This is a genomic window from Streptomyces sp. NPDC091279 (assembly GCF_044757465.1).
Lineage (GTDB): Bacteria > Actinomycetota > Actinomycetes > Streptomycetales > Streptomycetaceae > Streptomyces.
In genome coordinates this window covers 147,997-169,510 of sequence record NZ_JBIVVA010000003.1, presented here as the reverse complement: position 1 = coordinate 169,510, position 21,514 = coordinate 147,997, and the positions used below count along the sequence as shown (strand labels likewise).

Genomic DNA, 21,514 nt, shown 5'->3' with positions numbered 1-21,514 from the left:
GAACGAGGCAGGCCATGGCTACTGAACAAGAGCTGTTCGACTACCTGAAGAAGGCGACCACCGACCTGCGTCAGGCCCGCCGCCGGGTGCGCGAGCTGGAGACGGCGGGCGAGGAGCCCCTCGCGATCGTCGGGATGGCCTGCCGCTACCCCGGCGGGGTGACGACCCCCGAGCAGCTGTGGGAGCTGGTCGCGAACGGCACGGACGCGGTGTCGCCGTTCCCCGCCGACCGGGGCTGGGACCTCGACGCCCTGTACGACCCGGACCCGGACCACATCGGCACCTCGTACGCGCGGGAGGGCGGCTTCGTCGAGGGTGTCGACCGTTTTGACGCGCCGTTCTTCAGCATCTCGCCGCGTGAAGCGCTCGCGATGGACCCGCAGCAGCGGCTTCTCCTGGAGGTCACCTGGGAGTTGCTGGAGCGGGCCGGGGTCGACGCGGCCGGGCTGCGCGGCAGCAGGACCGGGGTGTTCACCGGCATCAGCCACCAGGACTACGCCCTCGGGCTGCCGCCGTCCGAGGAGGTCTCCGAGGGCCACCTCATGACCGGCAACGCGATCAGCGTCGTCTCCGGGCGGGTCGCGTACACGTTCGGCTTCGAGGGGCCCGCCGTCACCGTCGACACGGCGTGCTCGTCGTCGCTGGTGGCGATCCATCTGGCGGGGCAGGCGCTGCGGTCGGGGGACTGCTCGCTCGCGGTGGCGGGCGGCGTCACCGTCATGGCCACGCCGAACGCGTTCACCCGGTTCAGCCGGGAGCGGGGCCTCGCTCCGGACGGCCGCTGCAAGCCGTTCGGCGCGGGCGCGGACGGCACCGGGTTCAGCGACGGCGTGGGCGTGCTGCTCCTGGAACGGCTCTCCGACGCCCGCCGCAACGGCCACGAGGTGCTGGCCATCGTCCGGGGTACCGCCGTGAACCAGGACGGCGCCTCCAACGGCCTCACCGCACCCAACGGCCCTTCCCAACAGCGTGTGATCCGGCAGGCGTTGGCGAACGCCCGCCTCCAACCGTCGGATGTCGACGCCGTCGAGGCGCACGGCACCGGCACCACCCTCGGTGACCCGATCGAGGCGCAGGCCCTGCTGGCCACCTACGGGCAGGGGCGTGAACGGCCCCTGTATCTCGGGTCGTTGAAGTCCAACATCGGGCACACGCAGGCCGCCGCCGGGGTCGGGGGCGTCATCAAGATGGTGCAGGCCATGCGCAACGGCACCCTGCCCCGCACCCTGCACGCCGACGAACCCACCCCTGAGGTGGACTGGGCCGCCGGTGCGGTCTCCCTGCTGACCGAGGCCAGGACCTGGGAGAACGGCACCCGGCCGCGCCGGGCCGGCGTCTCGTCGTTCGGCATCAGCGGCACCAACGCCCACCTCATCCTCGAACAGCCCCCGGAGGAGGCGCCGGCCGGCCCGGACGCCGAGCCCGCACCCGACCGGCCCTCCACCGCCCTTCCCTGGCTGCTGTCGGCCCGCTCCACGGCGGCCCTGCGCGAGCAGGCCGCCCGGCTCGCCGCGCACACCCTCGCCCACCCCGAACTCGCCCTCACCGACCTCGCGTTCTCGCTGGCCACCACGCGCACCGCGCTCGACCACCGGGCCACCGTCGTCGCCGCCGACCGGGACGCGCTCCTCGCCGGACTCACCGCCCTCGCCGACCCCGGACACCCCGGCCCCGCCGCCCCCTGCGAGGCCGTCCCCCGGGTCGCCTGGGTGTTCTCCGGACAGGGCTCCCAACGGCCCGGCATGGGACGGGAGTTGTACGCCCGGTTCCCGGTGTTCGCTGACGCCCTCGACGAGGCGTGCGGCGAACTCGACCGCTGGGTCGGCCGATCCGTGCGGGACGCGATGTTCGCGGACGCCGAAAACCCTTCGAACGGCGCCGAGTTGGCTGACACCGGGCTTGCGCAGCCCGTGCTGTTCGCGTTCCAGGTCGCCCTGGCGCGGCTGTGGCGGTCCTGGGGGCTCAGCCCCGACGTGGTCGCCGGGCACTCGGTGGGTGAGTTCGCCGCCGCGCACGTGGCGGGCGTCCTGAGCCTGCCGGACGCCGCCCGGGTGGTCGCTGAACGCGGCCGCCTGATGGCCGAGTTGGCCCCGGGCGGCGGCATGACGGCGGTGACGGCGAGCGAGGCGGACAGCACCGCCGACCTGCCCGCAGGCGTCACGGTCGCCGCCGTCAACGGCCCGACGGCCACCGTGCTCGCCGGTCCCCTCGACCTCCTGGAGACAGCGGCCGAACGGCTGCGCGCGCGAGGCGTGCGCACCCGGGCGCTGCGGGTCAGCCACGCCTTCCACTCGACGCTGGTGGAACCGATGCTGGCGGAGTTCGGCGCGGTGCTGGCCGACGTGACCTGGCGGCGCCCCGAGGTGACCTTCGTGTCGACGCTCACCGGCACCCCGGTCTCCGACGAACTGTGCGACGCCGCCTACTGGACCCGCCACGCGCGCGAGACCGTTCGGTTCGCGGACGCCCTGGGCGCCCTGCGGGACCTGGGCGTCACCGCCCTGCTCGAACTGGGCCCCGACGGCACTCTGTCCGCGCTGGCCGGGGACGCCCTGGGCACCGCCATCCCCGCCCAGCGCAAGGACCGGGGCCAGGAAGAGGCGCTGCTCGGCGCCCTCGCCGGGCTGTGGGAGCACGGCGCCGCCCCCGACTGGCCCGCCGTCTTCACCGGCACCGGAGCCCACCGCACCGCCCTGCCCACCTACCCCTTCCAGCGCGAGCGGTACTGGCTCGACCCGGTCAGCGCCCTGCCCGGACGCCCGGGGCTGCTCGGCCTGACCGCCCCGGAACACCCGCTGCTCGGCGCGGCCGTCGCCCTCGCCGACGGCGACCTGGTCCTGTTCACCGCCCGTCTCTCGCCGCGCACCCACCCCTGGCTCGCGGACCACGCCGTGCAGGGCACGGTCCTGCTGCCCGGCACCGCGTTCGTGGAACTGGCCCTGCACGCCGGTGACCGGGCCGGCTGCCCCCGCCTCGACGAACTCACCCTGGTCACCCCGCTGGTGCTGCCCGCCACCGAGGCCGTCCATCTCCAGGTCGTGGTCGCCGCTCCCGACGCGTCAGGGCGCCGGGTGACGACCGTGCACTCCCGGCCCGAGGACGCCGCCGACGACGTTCCCTGGACTCTCAACGCCACCGGCTTCCTCACCGCGGCGTCCGCTTCCGTCCCGCCCGGCGACCTCGCCGTCTGGCCGCCGGAGGGCGCAACGCCGCTGCCGGTGGCCGACTTCTACGAACGGCTCGGCGCGGCCGGTTACCACTACGGCCCCGCCTTCCAGGGGCTGCGCGCCGCCTGGACCCGCGACGGCGAGACGTTCGCGGAGGTCGCCCTGCCCGCCGAACGGCAGCAGGAGGCCGCCGCGTTCGGACTCCACCCCGCTCTCCTGGACGCGGCCCTGCACGCCACCGCCGTCGACACCACGGAGGACGCCCGCCTGCTCCCCTTCGCGTGGACCGGCGTCACCCTGCACGCCACGGGCGCCGCCGCCCTCCGCGTCCGGGTGACCCCGACCGGCCCCGAAGCCGCCCAGATCCTGACCACGGACCCCACCGGCACCCCGGTCGCCACCATCGACACCCTCACCACCCGCCCCCTGGACGCCGGGGACCTGACGGGGGGCCGCACGGCACAGGGGGACGCGCTGTTCCGGGTGGAGTGGACGGCGACGCCGATGGGGACCTCGGGTGCGGGCGAGTTCCCGGGTGCGACCCCGGATGCGGTCGAAGGGGCGGCGGGCGCGTGGGCGGTGCTGGTGGATACGGGGTCGGACGCCATCGGCCTGGACGCCGTCGCCGACCGGTATCCCGGCCTCCCCGAACTGGCTGCCGCCCAGCCCCTCCCCGGCGTTGTCCACGTGTCCTTCCCGGCGGGCTCCGAGCTGTCGGCGTCGGCCGCGCACGGCACCGCTCAGCGTGCGCTGCGCCTGGTGCGGGAGTGGCTCGCCGAGGAGCGGCTCAGCTCCGCCCGGCTCGTCCTCGTCACCCATGGGTGCGACGACCCGGTGAACGCCGTGGTGTGGGGGCTGGTGCGGGCCGCGCAGTCCGAGCATCCCGGGCGCTTCGTTCTGCTCGACGTCGATGAGGAGCCGTCGGCCGACGTCCTGAACGCCGTCGCGGTGTCCGTCGAACCCCAACTGCGGCTCAGGCAAGGCGTGTTGGAGATACCCCGGCTGGCCCGGGTCGCCGCCCCCGCGCAGGCCCCCGTGGCGTGGAGCAGCGAGGGCACCGTCCTGATCACCGGCGGTACTGGTGGCCTCGGTGGTCTCGTCGCCCGGCATCTCGTCGCCGAACACGGCGTGCGGCACCTCGTGTTGGCCGGGCGGCGCGGCCCCGACGCCCCTGGTGCTCGCGAACTCCGTGCGGAACTCGGCGCGTTGGGCGCCCATGTCACCCTCGCGGCCTGTGATGCGGCCGACCGGGACGCCCTGGGCGCGCTGCTCGCCGGGATCTCGGAGCGGCATCCGCTGACCGCCGTTGTCCACACGGCGGGAGTGCTGGCCGACGGGGTGGTGGAGGCCCTCACCCCCGAGCGGCTCGATGCCGTGCTGCGGCCCAAGGTGGACGCGGCGCTGCACCTGCACGAGCTGACCCGGGACCTGGACCTCTCGGCGTTCGTCCTGTTCTCCTCCGCGTCCGGCCTGCTCGGCGGCCCCGGCCAGGCCAACTACGCGGCCGCGAACGCCTTCCTGGACGCCCTCGCCCGGCACCGCACGGCCGCAGGACTGCCCGGCGTCTCCCTCGCCTGGGGCGCCTGGGACGCGGGGGCCGGCATGACCGGGACCCTCGACGCCCTGGACACCCGGCGGATGACCCGGGGCGGCATGCTGCCGCTCGGCCCCGAACTGGGCCTGGCGCTCTTCGACACCGCCCTCGCCCTCGGCGTGCCCGACCCCGCCCCGGTCCGCCTCGACCTCACCGCGCTGCGCACCTCCGCCGAACCCGTGCCCGCGCTGCTGGGCCGACTGGTCCGCGCCAGGCGGCGCAGCGCCGAGAACCCGCCGGGCACGCCCGCCGCCGGTCTGGCCGCACAGTTGGCCGCCCTGCCGGAGGCCGAACGCGCGACCCGGCTCACCGCACTCGTCCGCGCGCAGGTCGCCGAGGTCCTCGGATACGCCGACCCCGGTGCCATCGGCGACGGCCGGGCCTTCAAGGACCTCGGCTTCGACTCGTTGACCGCCGTCGAACTCCGCAACGCCCTCTACGCCAGGACCGGGCTGCGGCTGCCCGCCACGCTCGTCTTCGACCACCCGACCCCCGGCGCCCTCGCCGCGCACCTGGGCGAGGAACTCCTCGGCGCCGGGGCCCCGGCCGCGCCGGTGACGGCAGCCGCGAGCGCGACGACGGACGAGCCGATCGCGATCGTCGCCATGGGGTGCCGTTTCCCCGGCGGGGTCGTGTCGGCGGACGGCCTGTGGGACCTGGTGGCCGGGGGAGTGGACGCCATCTCGGGCTTCCCCGCCGACCGGGGCTGGGACCTGGAGTCGCTCTACGACCCCGACCCCGACCGCCTCGGCACCTCGTACACACGCTCCGGCGGCTTCCTGGACGACGTGTCCGGGTTTGACGCCGAGTTCTTCGGAATGAGCCCGCGCGAGGCGATGGCGACCGACCCGCAGCAGCGGCTGCTCCTGGAGACCACCTGGGAGGTCTTCGAACGCGCGGGCCTCAACCCGGCGTCTCTCAGGGGCAGTTCGACCGGCGTCTTCCTCGGCGTCATGTACAACGACTACGCCTCCCGGCTCCAGGACACCTTCCAGGGCCACATCTCCAGCGGCAGCGCCGCGAGTGTCGCGTCCGGCCGGATCTCGTACACGTTCGGCCTTGAGGGCCCCGCGATGACCGTCGACACGGCGTGCTCGTCGTCGCTGGTGGCGATCCATCTGGCGGCGCAGGCGCTGCGGCAGGGCGAGTGCGGCATGGCCCTCGCGGGCGGCGTCACGGTCATGTCCACGCCCACCACCTTCGTGGAGTTCTCGCGGCAGCGGGGGCTGTCGGCGGACGGCCGCTGCAAGGCGTTCGGCGCGGGCGCGGACGGCACCGGGTGGTCCGAGGGCGTGGGCGTGCTGCTCCTGGAGCGCCTGTCGGATGCGGTGCGCAACGGACATGAGGTGCTGGCCGTCGTCCGGGGCAGCGCGGTGAATCAGGACGGCGCGTCCAACGGCCTCACCGCGCCCAACGGTCCCGCTCAACAGCGCGTGATCCGGCAGGCGTTGGCCAACGCCCGCCTCGAACCGTCGGACGTGGACGCCGTGGAGGCGCACGGCACCGGCACGACCCTCGGGGACCCGATCGAGGCGCAGGCGCTGCTGGCGGCTTACGGGCAGGATCGTGAACGTCCGCTGTATCTCGGGTCGTTGAAGTCCAACATCGGGCACACGCAGGCCGCCGCCGGGGTCGGGGGCGTCATCAAGATGGTCCAGGCGATCCGGCACGGCCTGCTCCCCAGGACCCTGCACGCCGAGCGGCCCAACCCGCACATCGACTGGTCCACCGGCGCCGTCGAACTCCTCGCCGAGCCCCGCCCCTGGCCCGACACCGGCCACCCCCGACGCGCCGCCATCTCCGCGTTCGGCGTCAGCGGCACGAACGCCCACGTCGTGGTGGAGGGGCCACCGGGGCAGCGCGGGGCCACGCGGGCCGAGCCGGGGGCGGCGGCCCCGGTCCAGAGTGACGTCACGCGAGCCGCCTCCGGGTCTGCGACTCCGGCCCAGGATGGCGTCACGCGGGCCGAGCCGGGGTCCGGGACTCCGGCCCAGAGTGGCGGGGCCGCCCCCGGGGCCCCGGTCACCGTGCCCTGGGTGCTGTCGGCCCGCACGCCGGACGCGTTGCGTGATCAGGCCAGGCGGCTGATGGCGTTGCTTGACGGGGACGGGGAGGCTGGCCGGGTCGGCCCGGCTGGCCTGAGCCCGGTCGATCGGCACCTGCCCGGCCAGGGCTCGGCCGACCCGCTCCTCGATGCCGTCGGCATCGGTCACGCCTTGGCCACCACCCGGGCCGTCTTCAGTCATCGGGCCGTGCTCGTCGGCCGGGAGCGGGACGAGTTCCGGCGCGCTCTCGACGCCCTGGTGACGGACAGCGTCTCCGCCGCGCTCATCCGGGGCACGGCGCGGGAGCGGGGCAAGGCCGCGTTCGTTTTCCCGGGGCAGGGGTCCCAGTGGACGGGGATGGCCGTTGAACTCCTGGCTTCAGCACCGGTGTTCGCTCAGCGGATGCGGGAGTGTGAGGAGGCGCTCGCGCCTTACGTCGACTGGTCATTGGCCCAAGTGCTCGACGATGAGCAGGCGTTGGGGCGCGTGGATGTCGTTCAGCCGGTGTTGTGGGCGGTGATGGTGTCGTTGGCCGAGCTGTGGCGGTCCTACGGGGTCGAGCCGGCCGCCGTGATCGGGCACTCCCAGGGTGAGATCGCCGCCGCCTGTGTCGCGGGGGCGCTGTCGCTGGCCGACGGGGCCAAGGTCGTCGCCCTGCGCAGTCGGCTGATCCGGGCCGAACTCGCGGGCAACGGCGGCATGCTCTCCGTTCAACTGCCCCTGGAGGAAACGGAGTCCAGGCTGACCCCCTGGCGTGACCGCCTCTCCGTCGCCGCCGTCAACAGCCCCGCCACCGTTGTCGTGGCGGGCGACGCCGACGCCCTCGACGCACTGGCCGCCGTCTGCGAGGCCGACGGTGTGCGGGCCCGGCGCGTCCCGGTGGACTACGCCTCCCACTCCGCGCACGTCGACTCCCTGCGCGACCAACTCCTCGCCGACCTCGCCGACATCGCGCCCCGATCCGCCACCCTCCCCTTCTACTCGGCGGTCACCGGCGCCCCCTTCGACACCACCGCGCTGACCGCCGACTACTGGTACCGCAACCTCCGTGAGACCGTCCGGTTCGACGCGGCGACCCGGGCCGCGGCCGAGCAGGGGCACACCCACTTCGTCGAGGTGAGCCCGCACGCCGTGCTCACCGTCGCGATGCAGCAGACCCTGGAGGCGGCGGGCGCCGACGCCGTCGTCACCGGGACGCTGCGGCGCGGCGACGGCGGCCCGGCCCGGATGCTCACTTCGCTGGCCGAAGCCCACGTCGGCGGGGTGTCCCCGGACTGGGGCACGGTCTTCGCGGGACTCGCCCCGCGCCCGGCCGTCCCGGCCGCCCTGCCCACCTACGCCTTCCAGCACGAGCGGTACTGGCCACCGGCGGTCACCGGCGACCGTGCCGACGTCGCCTCCGTCGGACTGCGTTCCACCGCACACCCGTTGCTCGGCGCCGCCGTGCCGCTGGTCGGGGACGACCTCGTCCTGGTGGGCCGGCTCTCCCTCGCCACCCACCCCTGGCTCGCGGACCACGCCGTACGCGGAACGGTGCTGCTGCCCGGCACCGCCTTCGTCGAACTGGCCCTGCACGCCGCGGACCACGTCGACTGCGCCCGGATATCCGAGCTGACCCTCGAAACCCCGCTGGTCCTGGACCCGGACACCGCCCTCCAGATCCAGGTCACCGTACGCGCCCCCGACCTCGCCGGACACCGCGCCCTGACCATCAACTCCCGTGCCGCGCAAGCCGATCCGGACACCCCCTGGACCCTGCACGCCACCGCCACCCTGGCGCGCACGACCGCCGCCGCCCCCGCTGTCGACCTCGCCGTGTGGCCGCCGACCGGCGCGACCCGGCTGGCGACCGACGGCCTGTACGACGACCTCGCCGCGACCGGCCTCGGCTACGGCCCCGCCTTCCGGGGGGTCCGTGAGGTGTGGCGCCGGGACGGTGATGTCTTCGCCGAAGTCCGGCTGGGGGAAGGGGAGTTCGAGGACGCGGAACGGTTCGGGGTGCACCCGGCGCTGCTGGACGCGGCGCTGCACCCGTACCTGTTCACCCGGCAGGACGACGGGATCTCCCTGCCCTTCGCCTGGACCGGGGTCTCTCTGCACGCCCACGGCGCGAGGGCACTGCGGGTGCGGCTCGCCGCCGACGGCCGGATCGAGGCCGCCGACGAGACCGGCGCGCCCGTCCTCACCGCCGACTCCCTGCTCACCCGCCCGCTCCCCGGGACCCCGCTCACCGGCGTCCGCCGGGACGGGCTGTTCACGATCGCCTGGCAGCCCTGCCCGGCCGCAGGACAGGCCCCGTCCGGGGTCGCCGTCCTCGGCCCCGACGGGCTCGGCCTCGCCGACGAGTTGGGGGTGCCCGCGCACGCCGGTCTCGCCGCGCTGACCGGCGCCGGACCGGTTCCCGAGGTCGTCCTCGCGCCGGTGACCGGCGCCCCGGACGCCGACGGTGACGCCGTCCTCGCCGCCGTCACCGAGGCGCTGGCCCTCGTGCAGGGCTGGCTGGGGGACGCGCGCTGCGCCGGGTCCCGGCTCGTCGTGGTGACGCGGGGCGCGGTCGCCGTCGACGCGACGGAGGACCCGCACGACCTCGTGGCCGCCGCCGTACGCGGCCTGTTGCGCTCCGCCCAGTCCGAACACCCCGACCGCATCACCCTGGCCGACCTCGACGAGCCCGCGACGTCCCTCCCCGCCCTCTTGGCCCACACCGGCACCGGCGAGCCGGAACTCGCCGTGCGCGCCGGAACCGTCCGCACGGCCCGCCTGCTCCGGGCAACGGCCCCCGCCCCCGCCCCTGCCCCCACCTCCACCCCCGCCCCCGCCTGGAGCGCCGACGGCACCGTCCTCATCACCGGCGGGACCGGGCTGCTCGGTGGGCTCGTTGCCCGGCATCTCGTTGTCGAACATGGCGTCCGGCATCTCGTTCTGGCCAGTCGGCGGGGGCTCGACGCTCCTGGTGCCGGTGAACTCGTCGAGGAACTCGGGGTGTTGGGGGCCGAGGTGACCGTCGTCGCCTGTGATGTCGGTGATCGGGGTGCGCTTGCCCGGCTGATCGACGAGTGGCCGCCGAGTGCTGTGGTTCATGCCGCCGGTGTGTTGGACGACGGTGTTGTCGGCTCGCTCACGGCGGATCGGCTGGGGGCGGTGTTGCGGCCCAAGGTGGACGCGGCGCTGAACCTGCATGAGCTGACCCGAGGACTCGACCTCTCGGCGTTCGTGCTGTTCTCCTCCGCCGCCGCTGCCTTCGGGGCGCCGGGACAGGCCAACTACGCCGCCGCCAATGCCTGCGTGGACGCGCTCGCCGCCCACCGCAGGGCGTTGGGGCTGCCCGGTCTCGCCGTGGGCTGGGGGCTGTGGGAGGAGGCCGGCGGGATGACCGGCCACCTCGGTGCCGACGACGTGGCCCGGCACCGTGCCACCGGTGCCCTCCCGTTGAGCAGTGCGGACGGGCTGCGCCTGTTCGACGCCGCTGTCGAGGGCGCGGACGCCCACGTGGTCGCCGTTCCGCTGGACCTGGCCGCTCTGCGGGCCGCGCCCGAAGTGCCCGCGCTGCTGCGGGCGTTGGTGCGGAACGTCGCTCGGCCCGCTGCCCGCAGTGCCGACGTGGGACCGGCCTATGCGCGACGGCTGGCCGTCCTGTCCGGGCCGGAGCGGGAACACGCCCTGCTCGACCTGGTCCGTACGCACGTCGCGGCGGTCCTCGGCCACGCGGGACCCGAGGCCGTCGACGAGACCAGTGCCTTCGGCGACCTCGGCTTCGACTCGCTGACCGCCGTCGGCCTGCGCAACCAGCTCACGGCGGCGACCGGCCTCCAGCTCCCCGCCACCCTGGTCTTCGACCACCCCACCCCGACCGCGCTCGCCGCCCACCTGCGGTCCCTGCTGGTCAGCGAACCCGTAACCGGTGCCGGGTCCTCCGTCGCCGTCCCGTCCGCGGGCTCCCGTTCCGACGATGATCCCGTCGTCGTCATCGGGATGGCGTGCCGGTATCCGGGCGGGGTGCGGTCCCCGGAGGACCTGTGGCGGTTGGCGGCCACGGGCACCGACGCGATCGCGGCCATGCCCACCGACCGGGGCTGGGACATCGAGGGCCTGTACGACCCGGAACACCGGCGCCCGGGCACGTTCTCGACCCGCGAGGGCGGATTCCTGTACGACGCGGCCGAGTTCGACGCGGCGTTCTTCGGCATCTCGCCCCGCGAGGCGCTCGGCACGGACCCGCAGCAACGGCTGCTCCTGGAGACCGCCTGGCACGCGTTCGAGGACGCGGGCATCGACCCGGCGACCGTACGCGGCAGCCGCACCGGCGTCTTCGCCGGCGTGATGTACCACGACTACGGCTCCGGGCTGCCGTCCGTGCCCGACGACGTCGAGGGCTACCTCGGCGGCGGCACCTCGGGCAGCGTCGCCTCCGGCCGCGTCTCCTACACCCTGGGCCTGGAGGGTCCCGCGATCACCGTCGACACCGCCTGCTCGTCGTCGCTGGTGACGCTGCATCTGGCGGCGCAGGCGCTGCGGCAGGGCGAGTGCACCATGGCGCTGGCCGGTGGTGTGACCGTGATGGCGACGCCGGGCACCTTCGTGGAGTTCTCCCGCCAACGGGGCCTGGCGCCCGACGGCCGCTGCAAGGCGTTCGGCGCGGGTGCGGACGGCACCGGCTGGGGCGAGGGCGTCGGCATGCTGCTGTTGGAGCGGCTGTCCGACGCCCGGCGCAACGGCCATGAGGTGCTGGCCATCGTCCGGGGCACCGCCGTCAACCAGGACGGCGCCTCCAACGGCCTCTCGGCACCGAACGGCCCCGCCCAACAGCGCGTGATCCGGCAGGCGTTGGCGAACGCGCGCCTCGAACCCTCGGACGTGGACGCCGTCGAGGCGCACGGTACCGGCACCACCCTCGGCGACCCGATCGAGGCGCAGGCGCTCCTGGCCGCGTACGGGCAGGAGCGTGAACGTCCCCTGTACCTCGGGTCGTTGAAGTCGAACATCGGGCATACGCAGGCCGCCGCCGGTGTCGCCGGGGTCATCAAGATGGTGCAGGCGATGCGGAACGGGACCCTGCCCCCGACCCTGCACGCGGAGGAACCGAGCCCGCATGTCGACTGGTCGGCCGGGGACGTACGGCTGTTGACGCAGGCGCTGCCCTGGCCGGAGACCGGTCGTCCCCGCCGGGCGGGCGTGTCGTCGTTCGGTGTCAGCGGCACCAACGCCCACGCCATCCTGGAACACGCCCCCGAACAGGGCAGTTCCGCAAGGCCAGTTGGGGAGGGCGGGCCCGTCCCGTGGGTGCTGTCCGCCCGGTCGGACCGGTCCCTGGAGGAGCAGGCCCGTGCCCTGGCCGTCCATGCCGACGCCCACCCGGAGGTGACCCCGGCGGACCTCGGTCTCTCCCTGGCGACCACCCGCTCGGCCCTCCCGCACCGGGCCGTGATCCTCGGCACCGAGGCCGCCGACCCCCGCACGGCCCTCCTCGCTCTCGCCCAGGGCGACCTGCCCGCCCAGCTCGTGCGGGGCGTCGCCGACATCCGGGGCCGGACGGTGTTCGTGTTCCCGGGCCAGGGGTCGCAGTGGACCGGGATGGCGGTGGAACTCCTCGATTCCGCGCCGGTGTTCGCTCAGCGGATGCGGGAGTGTGAGGAGGCGCTCGCGCCTTACGTCGACTGGTCGTTGGTCCAAGTCCTGGACGACGCCGAGATGTTGGGGCGCGTGGACGTCGTTCAGCCTGTGCTGTGGGCGGTGATGGTGTCGTTGGCGGCGCTGTGGCGGTCCTACGGGGTCGAGCCGGCCGCCGTGATCGGGCATTCCCAGGGTGAGATCGCCGCCGCCTGTGTCGCGGGGGCGCTGTCGCTGGCCGACGGGGCCAAAGTCGTCGCCCTGCGCAGCCAGTTGATCCGCGCGGAACTCGCGGGCAAGGGCGGGATGCTCTCCGTCGAGCTGTCGGCACAGGAGGCGGAGGCCCGGCTGATCCCCTGGAGCGAACGGCTGTCCGTCGCCGCCGTCAACGGGCCCCGCTCCACGGTGTTCGCCGGTGACCCGGACGCGCTCGACGAGATCCGCGTGTCCGTCGAGGCCTGCGGCCGCCGGGTGCGCACGATCCCCGTCGACTACGCCTCCCACACCTTCCACGTCGAGCCCCTCGAAGCCCGACTCCTCGGCGAACTGGCGGGAATCACCCCGCGCGCGGCCGACATCCCGTTCTTCTCCACCGTGACCGTCGACTGGCAGGACGGCGCCGGACTCGACCCCGCGTACTGGTACCGCAACCTGCGCCGCCCGGTCCGCTTCGAGCAGAGCGTGCGGGCCCTGGCCGCCCAGGGGTTCGGGTTCTTCGTCGAGACCAGCAGCCACCCCGTCCTCACCCACGGCATCCAGGAGACCGCCGAGAACCTGACCACCGGTGCGGTCGCGCTCGGCACGCTGCGCCGCGACCACGGCACCCTCGGCCGGTTCTGGCGCTCCCTGGCCGAGGCGTACGTCCGGGGGCTCGACTGCGACTGGTCGCCCGCCTTCCCGGGCGGACGGCGGGTCGGCCTGCCGCTGTACGCCTTCGACCGCAAGCGGTACTGGCTCGCGTCAGGACCGCACCGGGCGAGCACCACCGGCCCTGCCTCCTGGCGGCACCGCGTCACCTGGCAGCCCGTCACCGACAGCGGCCTCAACGGCGATGCGGACGAGGGGAGTTGGCTCGTCGTCCGGTCCTCGGCGTCGGACGGGCACGACTGGACGCGGCACCTCGTCGGCCCGGGCGTGATCCCCGTCGTCGTCGACCCGGCGGCCGTCGACCGGGCGGAGTTCGCCCGACTCCTCGACGCCGCCACGCCCGCCTCGGAGCCCCTCTCCGGCGTGCTCTGCCTGCTGGCCGACGACCAGCGGCCGCACCCCGACCAGCCGACGGTGCCGGTCGGGACCGCCGCCACCCTCGCCCTCGCCCAAGCCCTGGGCGACGTCGACCTGGAGGCCCCGCTCTGGCTGGTCACCCGGGGCGCGGTCGCCGTGCGGCCCGGGGAGCGGCCCGAGCCGGGGCAGGCCCAGGTGTGCGGCCTCGGGCGCAGCCTCGCCCACGAACACCCCGAGCGCTGGGGCGGCCTGCTCGACCTCCCCCGCGACCTCGACGCACCCACCCTGCACCGGCTCACCGGGCTGCTGCGCCGCACCGACGGCGAGGACGAACTCTCCGTCCGCCCCTCGGGCGTGTACGCCCGCCGGCTGGTCCGCGACGACGACCGGGCCGCCGTTCCCGCCGAGGCGTGGCGGCCGACCGGCACCGTCCTGGTGACCGGCGGGACCGGAGCCCTGGGCGGCCATGTCGCCCGCTGGCTCGCCCGCAACGGCGCCGCACACGTCGTCCTCACCGGCCGCCGGGGCCTGGACGCGCCGGGCGCCGCCGAACTCCGTGCCGAACTGGTCGAGTTGGGCGCCGAGGTGACCGTCGCGGCCTGTGACGCCGCCGACCGGGACGCGCTGGCCCGGCTGATCGCCGCGCACCCGCCGACCGCCGTGATCCACACGGCGGGCGTCCTCGACGACGGGGTCCTCGACCAGCTCGACACCGGCCGCCTCGCCACCGTGTTCGCGCCGAAGACCGCCGCCGCCACCCATCTCCACGAGCTGACACGGGACTTGCCGCTGACCGCGTTCGTCCTGTTCTCGTCGGCGGCCGGGGTCCTCGGCAGCGCGGGCCAGGCCAACTACGCCGCCGCCAACGCCCACGTGGACGCCCTCGCCGAACAGCGCAGGGCCGACGGGCTCCCGGCGACCTCCGTGGCCTGGGGCGCCTGGGCCGGGGGCGGGCTCGCCATGGACGCCGGTGTCGTCGAGCAGCGGCTCCGGCACAGCGGGGTCAGCCCGATGCAGCCGGAACCGGCCGTGCGCGCGCTCCAGGGCGCCCTGGACGCCGGTGACACCACGCTCCTCGTCATCGACGTCGACTGGCAGCGGTTCGCCGCCGCAGGCACCGTCGCCCCGGCCTGGCTGCGCGCCCTGGCCATCCCAAAACCCGCCGCCGGAGCCGGGGAACCGGCCGCCGACGACCGGGCCGGGGCGTTGCGGCGGCGGCTCGCGGAGCAGTCGCCCGGCGACCGGACCCGCACCCTGCTCACCCTCGTCCGGAGCCAGGCCGCCGCCGTCCTCGGCCACGACGGGCCCGACGCGGTCCCCGGCGACCGGGCCTTCCGCGACCTCGGCTTCGACTCCCTGACCGCCGTCGAACTCCGCAACCGGCTCACCGCCGTCACCGGCCTGAAACTGCCCGCCACCCTGGTCTTCGACCACCCCTCGGCCACCGCACTCGCCACCCACCTCGCCACCCAACTCATCGGTGGGACACCCACGTTGGGGCTGCCCGCCGTGGCACCTGCCGTCGCTGACGAGCCGATCGCGATCGTCGCCATGAGCTGCCGGTTCCCGGGCGGGGTCCGGACCCCGCAGGAGCTGTGGGAGCTGCTGGCGGCGGGACGGGACGCCGTCGGGGAGTTCCCGACCGACCGGGGCTGGGACCTCGACGCCCTCTACCACCCCGACCCCGAACACCTCGGCACCACCTACACCCGCCACGGCGCGTTCCTGCACGACGCCGCCGAGTTCGACGCCGCGCTCTTCGGGATCAGCCCGCGCGAGGCGCTCGCCATGGACCCGCAGCAACGGCTGCTCCTGGAGACGGCGTGGGAGGCCTTCGAACGGGCGGGCATCGACCCCACCGCCCTCCAGGGCACCGCGACCGGCGTCTTCGTCGGCACCAACGGCCAGGACTACGTCAGCGGACTCACCCGGGTGCCCGACGGCGCCGAGGGCTACCTCCTCGCGGGCAACGCGGCGAGCGTGGTGTCCGGGCGGCTGGCGTACACCTTCGGCCTCGAAGGCCCGGCGGTGACCGTGGACACGGCGTGCTCGTCGTCCCTGGTCGCGCTGCATCTGGCGGCCCAGTCGCTGCGTCAGGGCGAGTGCGCGCTCGCGGTGGCCGGCGGCGCCTCGGTCATGTCGACCCCGGCGTCCTTCGTGGAGTTCTCCCGGCAACGTGGACTCGCCGCCGACGGCCGCTGCAAGCCGTTCGCCGCCGCAGCCGACGGCACCGGCTGGGGCGAGGGCGTCGGCCTGCTCCTCCTGGAGCGCCTCTCCGACGCGCGGCGCAACGGCCACGAGGTGCTGGCCATCGTCCGAGGCAGCGCGGTGAACCAGGACGGCGCCTCCAACGGCCTCACCGCACCCAACGGTCCCGCTCAACAGCGCGTGATCCGGCAGGCGTTGGCCAACGCTCGCCTCCAACCGTCGGACGTGGACGCCGTCGAGGCGCACGGCACCGGCACCACCCTCGGTGACCCGATCGAGGCACAGGCGCTGCTGGCCACGTACGGGCGCGCACGCCAACACCCCTTGCTGCTCGGGTCGGTGAAGTCCAACCTCGGGCACACGCAGGCCGCCGCCGGGGTCGCCGGGGTCATCAAGGCCGTCGAGGCCATGCGGCACGGCATCCTCCCGGGCAGCCTGCACATCGACGAGCCCACCCCGCACGTCGACTGGTCCGCCGGGGCGGTGACCCTGGCCACCGAGAACACCCCGTGGCCCGAGACCGGCCGACCCCGCAGGACGGGCGTCTCCTCGTTCGGCGTGAGCGGCACCAACGCCCACGTCATCCTGGAACACGGACCGTCGGCAACGACGTTTGCAGGCAAGGGAGTTGACGAGTTCTCCCCGACCGCTGAACAGCCCGCACACCCCCTGCCGTTCGCCCTGTCGGCCCGTACGGAGGCGGCCCTGCGGGCCCAGGCGGGACGGCTCCTCGACCGTCTCGGCGCCGAGGACGCACCGGCGCTGCCCGACACCGCGTACTCCCTCGTCACCTCCCGTGCCGCCCTGGAACACCGGGCCGCACTGGTCGCCGCCGACCGGGCCGGCCTGCGCGCGGCGCTCACCGCGCTCACCGAGGGCCGCACCCCGCCCGGCGGCGCCACCGGCGTCGTCCGCGGGACACCCGAGGTCGCCTGGGTGTTCTCCGGACAGGGCTCCCAACGGCCCGGCATGGGACGGGAGTTGTACGAGCGGTACCCCGTCTTCGCGGAGGCCCTCGACGAGGTGTGCGCGGAGACCGACCGCTGGCTCGAACGGCCGCTGCGCGAGACGATGTTCGACCGTTCCGACGACGGATCGGCCCTGCGGAACACGGCGTTGGCGCAGCCCGCGCTGTTCGCCTTCCAGGTGGCGCTGGCCCGGCTGCTGGCGTCCTGGGGGCTGCGGCCCGACGCGGTGGCCGGGCACTCGGTGGGCGAGTTCGCCGCCGCCTGTGTCGCCGGTGTCCTGAGCGTGCCCGACGCGGCCCGCCTGGTGACCGCGCGCGGCCGGCTGATGGCGGCGCTGCCGCCGGGCGGTGGCATGACCGCCGTCGAGGCCGACGAGGCCACCGCCGCCGCCGAGTTGCCCGACGGGGTCGCCGTCGCCGCCGTCAACGGCCCCTTTGCCACCGTGCTGTCCGGTCCCCTCGACGCCCTCGCGGAGCTGGCCGAACGGTTCCGGGCGGCGGGGGTGCGCACCCGGCCGCTGCGGGTCAGCCACGCCTTCCACTCGCCGCTGATGGAACCCGCGCTCGCCGAGTTCGCCGAGGTGCTGGCGGACGTGGAGTGGCAGCGGCCCGAGGTGAGGTTCGTGTCCACCCTGACCGGCGGCCCGGTCACCGACGAGCTGTGCGACCCCGCCTACTGGACGCGGCACGCCCGCGAGGCGGTCCGGTTCGCCGCCGCCGTCGACGCGCTCGGTGCATCCGGCGTCACCGTCCTGCTCGAACTGGGCCCCGACGGCACCCTCACCGGAATGGCCGGGGACGCGCTGCCCGTCGTGCTGCCGACCCAGCGCAAGGACCGCGGCGAGGAACCGGCCATTCTGAGCGCCGTCTCGGGACTGTGGGCGCACGGCATCGCCCCCGACTGGCCCGCCCTCCTCGACGGCACCGGCGCCCGCCACGTCGCCCTGCCCACCTACCCCTTCCAGCGCGAGCGGTACTGGATTCGCGGCGCCGGCGCACCCGTCGGCGGGATGAGCGCGGCCGGGCTCACCGACGCCGACCACCCCCTCCTCGGCGCGGCCGTCCAACTCGCGGGCACCGCAGGCGCGTTGTTCACCGGGAGCCTCTCCCTGCGCACGCATCCGTGGCTCGCCGACCACGCGGTCTCCGGCGTCGCGGTGCTGCCCGGCACCGCCTACGTCGAACTCGCGGTGCGCGCCGGCGACCAGGTCGGCTGCGGCCGGGTCGACGAACTCACCCTGGAGGCACCGCTGTTGCTCCCGGAGCGAGGCTCGGTCCAGCTCCAGCTTGCGGTCGGCGCCCCGGACGCCACCGGACGCCGTTCCCTGGACCTGCACGCCCGCCCGTGGGACCCCGCGCAGGAGGGCGAGTGGACCCGGCACGCGACCGGCGTACTGGCGGCCGACGCACCGGCGGAGCCCTTCGACCTGACCGCCTGGCCGCCCCCGAACGCGGTCCCGGTCCCCGTCGACGACCTGTACGAGCGGATCGCCGGGACCAGCTTCGGCTACGGCCCCGCCTTCCAGGGGCTGCGCGCCGCCTGGCTGCTCGACGACACGGTGTTCGCGGAGATCGCCCTGCCCGAGAGCCACCGGGCCGACGCGGAACGGTTCGGACTGCACCCGGCGCTCCTCGACGCCGCCCTCCACACCCTCGCGCTGCGCCCCCGGCCCACCGACCCCGACGCGCCCTACCAGGACCGGATGCCGTTCTCCTGGAGCGGCGTCACGCTGTACGCGACGGGCGCGGACGCCCTGCGGGTACGGCTGGACGGCACCGGGCCCGACCTGGTGTCCCTCGCCGTGGCCGACGGCGCCGGGCGCCCTGTCGCCGCCGTGGACGCCCTGCGGCTGCGCCCGGTCGGCACCGACCTCGCCGCCGGGGCGGGCGGCGCCCGAACGCCGCTGTTCACCCTCGACTGGACCGAGGTCCCCGAGGGGACACCGGCCGAGGTGAGCTGGGCCGTCGTGGACGACGCCGTTGCCGGAGCGGGGGAGATTCCCTGGCCCGCCGACGCGGGGTCCGGTGGGGGGTCCGGTGCGGTGGCCGGTGCGGGGTCCGGCACGGTGGTGGTGGCGTGCCGGTCGGCTTCCGGGCCGCACGACGCCGTGCACCGGGCGCTGGCCTGCGTGCAGTCCTGGCTGGCCCAAGAGGCCTCGCCGCAACGGCCGTTGGTCTTCGTGACCGAGGGGGCCGCCGGGCCCGGCGCGCGTGACCTGACGTACGCGCCGGTGTGGGGGCTTGTGCGCAGCGCGCAGAGCGAACACCCCGGCCGATTCGTGCTGTTGGACCTCGACCGGGCCCCCGACGCGACCGCCCTGGACCAGTACCTGCCCCTCGCCCTGGCCACCGGCGAGCCCCAACTCGCCCTGCGCGACGGCACGTTGCTCGCACCCCGGGTCGCCGCCACCGCCACCGGTGACACCCTGCCGATCCCGGACGGCACCGACGCCTGGCGCCTGGACATCGTCGACCGGGGCACCGTCGAGGGCCTCGCCCTGGTGCCCGACCCGCGCGGCGCGGCGCCGTTGGCCGCCACCGAGATCCGGGTCGCCGTCCGCGCCGCCGGGATGAACTTCCGTGACGTCCTGGGCACGTTGGGCGCCTACCCCGGTGACGCGGTCATCGGCATCGAAGGCGCCGGTGTCGTCGTCGAGACGGGCGACGAGGTGACCGGAATCGCCCCGGGCGACCGGGTGATGGGCCTGTTCTCCGGGGCCTTCGGGCCGCTCGCGGTCACCGACCACCGGATGGTCGCGCCGATCCCGCACGGCTGGTCCTTCGCGACCGCCGCCTCCGTACCGGTGGCCTTCCTGACCGCCTCCTACGGACTCCGCGACCTCGCCCAACTCCAGTCGGGGGAGCCGGTGTTGATCCACGCCGCCGCCGGTGGGGTCGGCATGGCCGCCGTGCAGCTCGCGCACGGCCTGGGCGCCGAGGTGTTCGCGACGGCGAGCCCCGCCAAGTGGGACACCCTGCGCGCCCTCGGCATCCCGGACGACCGCATCGCCTCCTCCCGCACCCTGGAGTTCGAGGAGCGCTTCCGCACCGCCACCGGCGGCGAAGGGCTCGGCGTGGTCCTCAACTCGCTCGCGGGCGACTACGTGGACGCCTCCCTGCGCACCCTGCGTCCTGGCGGCCGGTTCCTGGAGATGGGCAAGGCCGACCTCCGCAGCGCCGACGCGGTCGCCGCCGAGCTGCCGGGCGTCAACTACGCGGCGTTCGACCTGATGGACGCCGGACCCGACCGGATACAGCAGCTGTTCCGCGAGGTCCTCGCCCTCTTCGCCGACGGCACCCTCACCCCGCTCCCACTGGCGACCTGGGACGTCCGCCGGGCCAAGGACGCGTTCCGCACGATGAGCCAGGCCCGCCACACCGGCAAGATCGTCCTCACCGTGCCCACCCCGCTCGACCCGGACGGCACCGTCCTCGTCACCGGCGCGGCCGGCGCCCTCGGCGGCGCCGTCGCCCGGCACCTCGCCGAACAGCACGGCGTACAACGGCTGTTGCTGCTCGGCCGCCGGGGCGCCGACACCCCGCAGGCCCGGCGGCTGCTGGCCGACCTCGCCGCACTCGGCGCCGAGGCCACCTTCACGGCCTGCGACACCGGCGACCGGGACGCGCTGGCCGCTGTCCTGGCCGACGTGCCCGCCCGGCATCCGCTCACCGCCGTCGTGCACTGCGCCGGGGTTCTGGACGACGGCGTGATCGAGGCGCTCACCCCCGAGCGGGTGGACCGGGTGCTGCGCGCCAAGGTGGACGCCGCCCGCAACCTGCACGACCTCACCACGGGCGCCGACCTCGCCGCGTTCCTCCTGTTCTCCTCGGCGGCCGGGATCTTCGGCAGCCCCGGCCAGGCCAACTACGCGGCCGGGAACGCCTACGTGGACGCCCTCGCCCTGCACCGCCGAGCGGCCGGTCACCCGGCGCACTCGCTGGCGTGGGGGCCGTGGACGCCCGACGACGGCATGACCAGCACGCTGGCCGCCGCCGACCGGGCCCGGGTCGGACGCGGCGGCATGGAGACGCTGTCCACCGCCGAGGGCCTCGCCCTCTTCGACGCCGCCCGCACCGCGGAACCGGCGCTGCTGATGCCCGTCCGGCTGGGCATGGCGAACCTGCGTGAGCAGGCCCGCACCGGCGCCCTCGCCCCGCTGCTGCGCGGGCTCGTCACCACCCCGGTCCGGCGCGTCGCCGACAGCGCCCCCACCCCGGCCGACGGCGACGGGCTGGCCGTGCGGCTCGCCGGTCTGAGCGGCCCGGCGCAGGAGGAACTCCTCCTGGAACTCGTGCGCGGGGAGGCGTCGGTGGTCCTCGGGCACGGGTCGCCCGACGCCGTCGAGGCCGACCGGGGCTTCCTCGACCTGGGCTTCGACTCGCTCACGGCCCTGGAGTTCCGCAACCGGCTGGGCGCGGTCGCGGGGCTGCGGCTGACCGCCACGTTGATCTTCGACCACCCGACACCGCTCGCGCTCGCCCGGCACCTGCGCCACCAACTCCTCCCGGACCCGGCCCCGGACCAGGAGCCGGTGGCGGACCCGGCCCCGGACCCCGGCGCCCCGACGGGCGGCGAGATCGACGAGATCGACGAGATCGACGAGATCGACGGCATGGCACTCGACCACCTGGTCCAACTGGCGCTCGAAGGCGACGCCCGCTGACCGCCACCGGACGGCGATCACCGATCACCGAGGAGAGA

Annotated in this window: 1 protein-coding gene; it reads left to right on the top strand. The window is 75.1% G+C overall.

The features are described 5' to 3' along the window. Positions 1–32 precede the first annotated feature (32 nt). Positions 33–21,476, top strand: coding sequence for an SDR family NAD(P)-dependent oxidoreductase (locus ACIQOU_RS07895; protein ID WP_401535791.1), 21,444 nt, complete (start codon positions 33–35; stop codon positions 21,474–21,476). Positions 21,477–21,514: the final 38 nt, after the last annotated feature.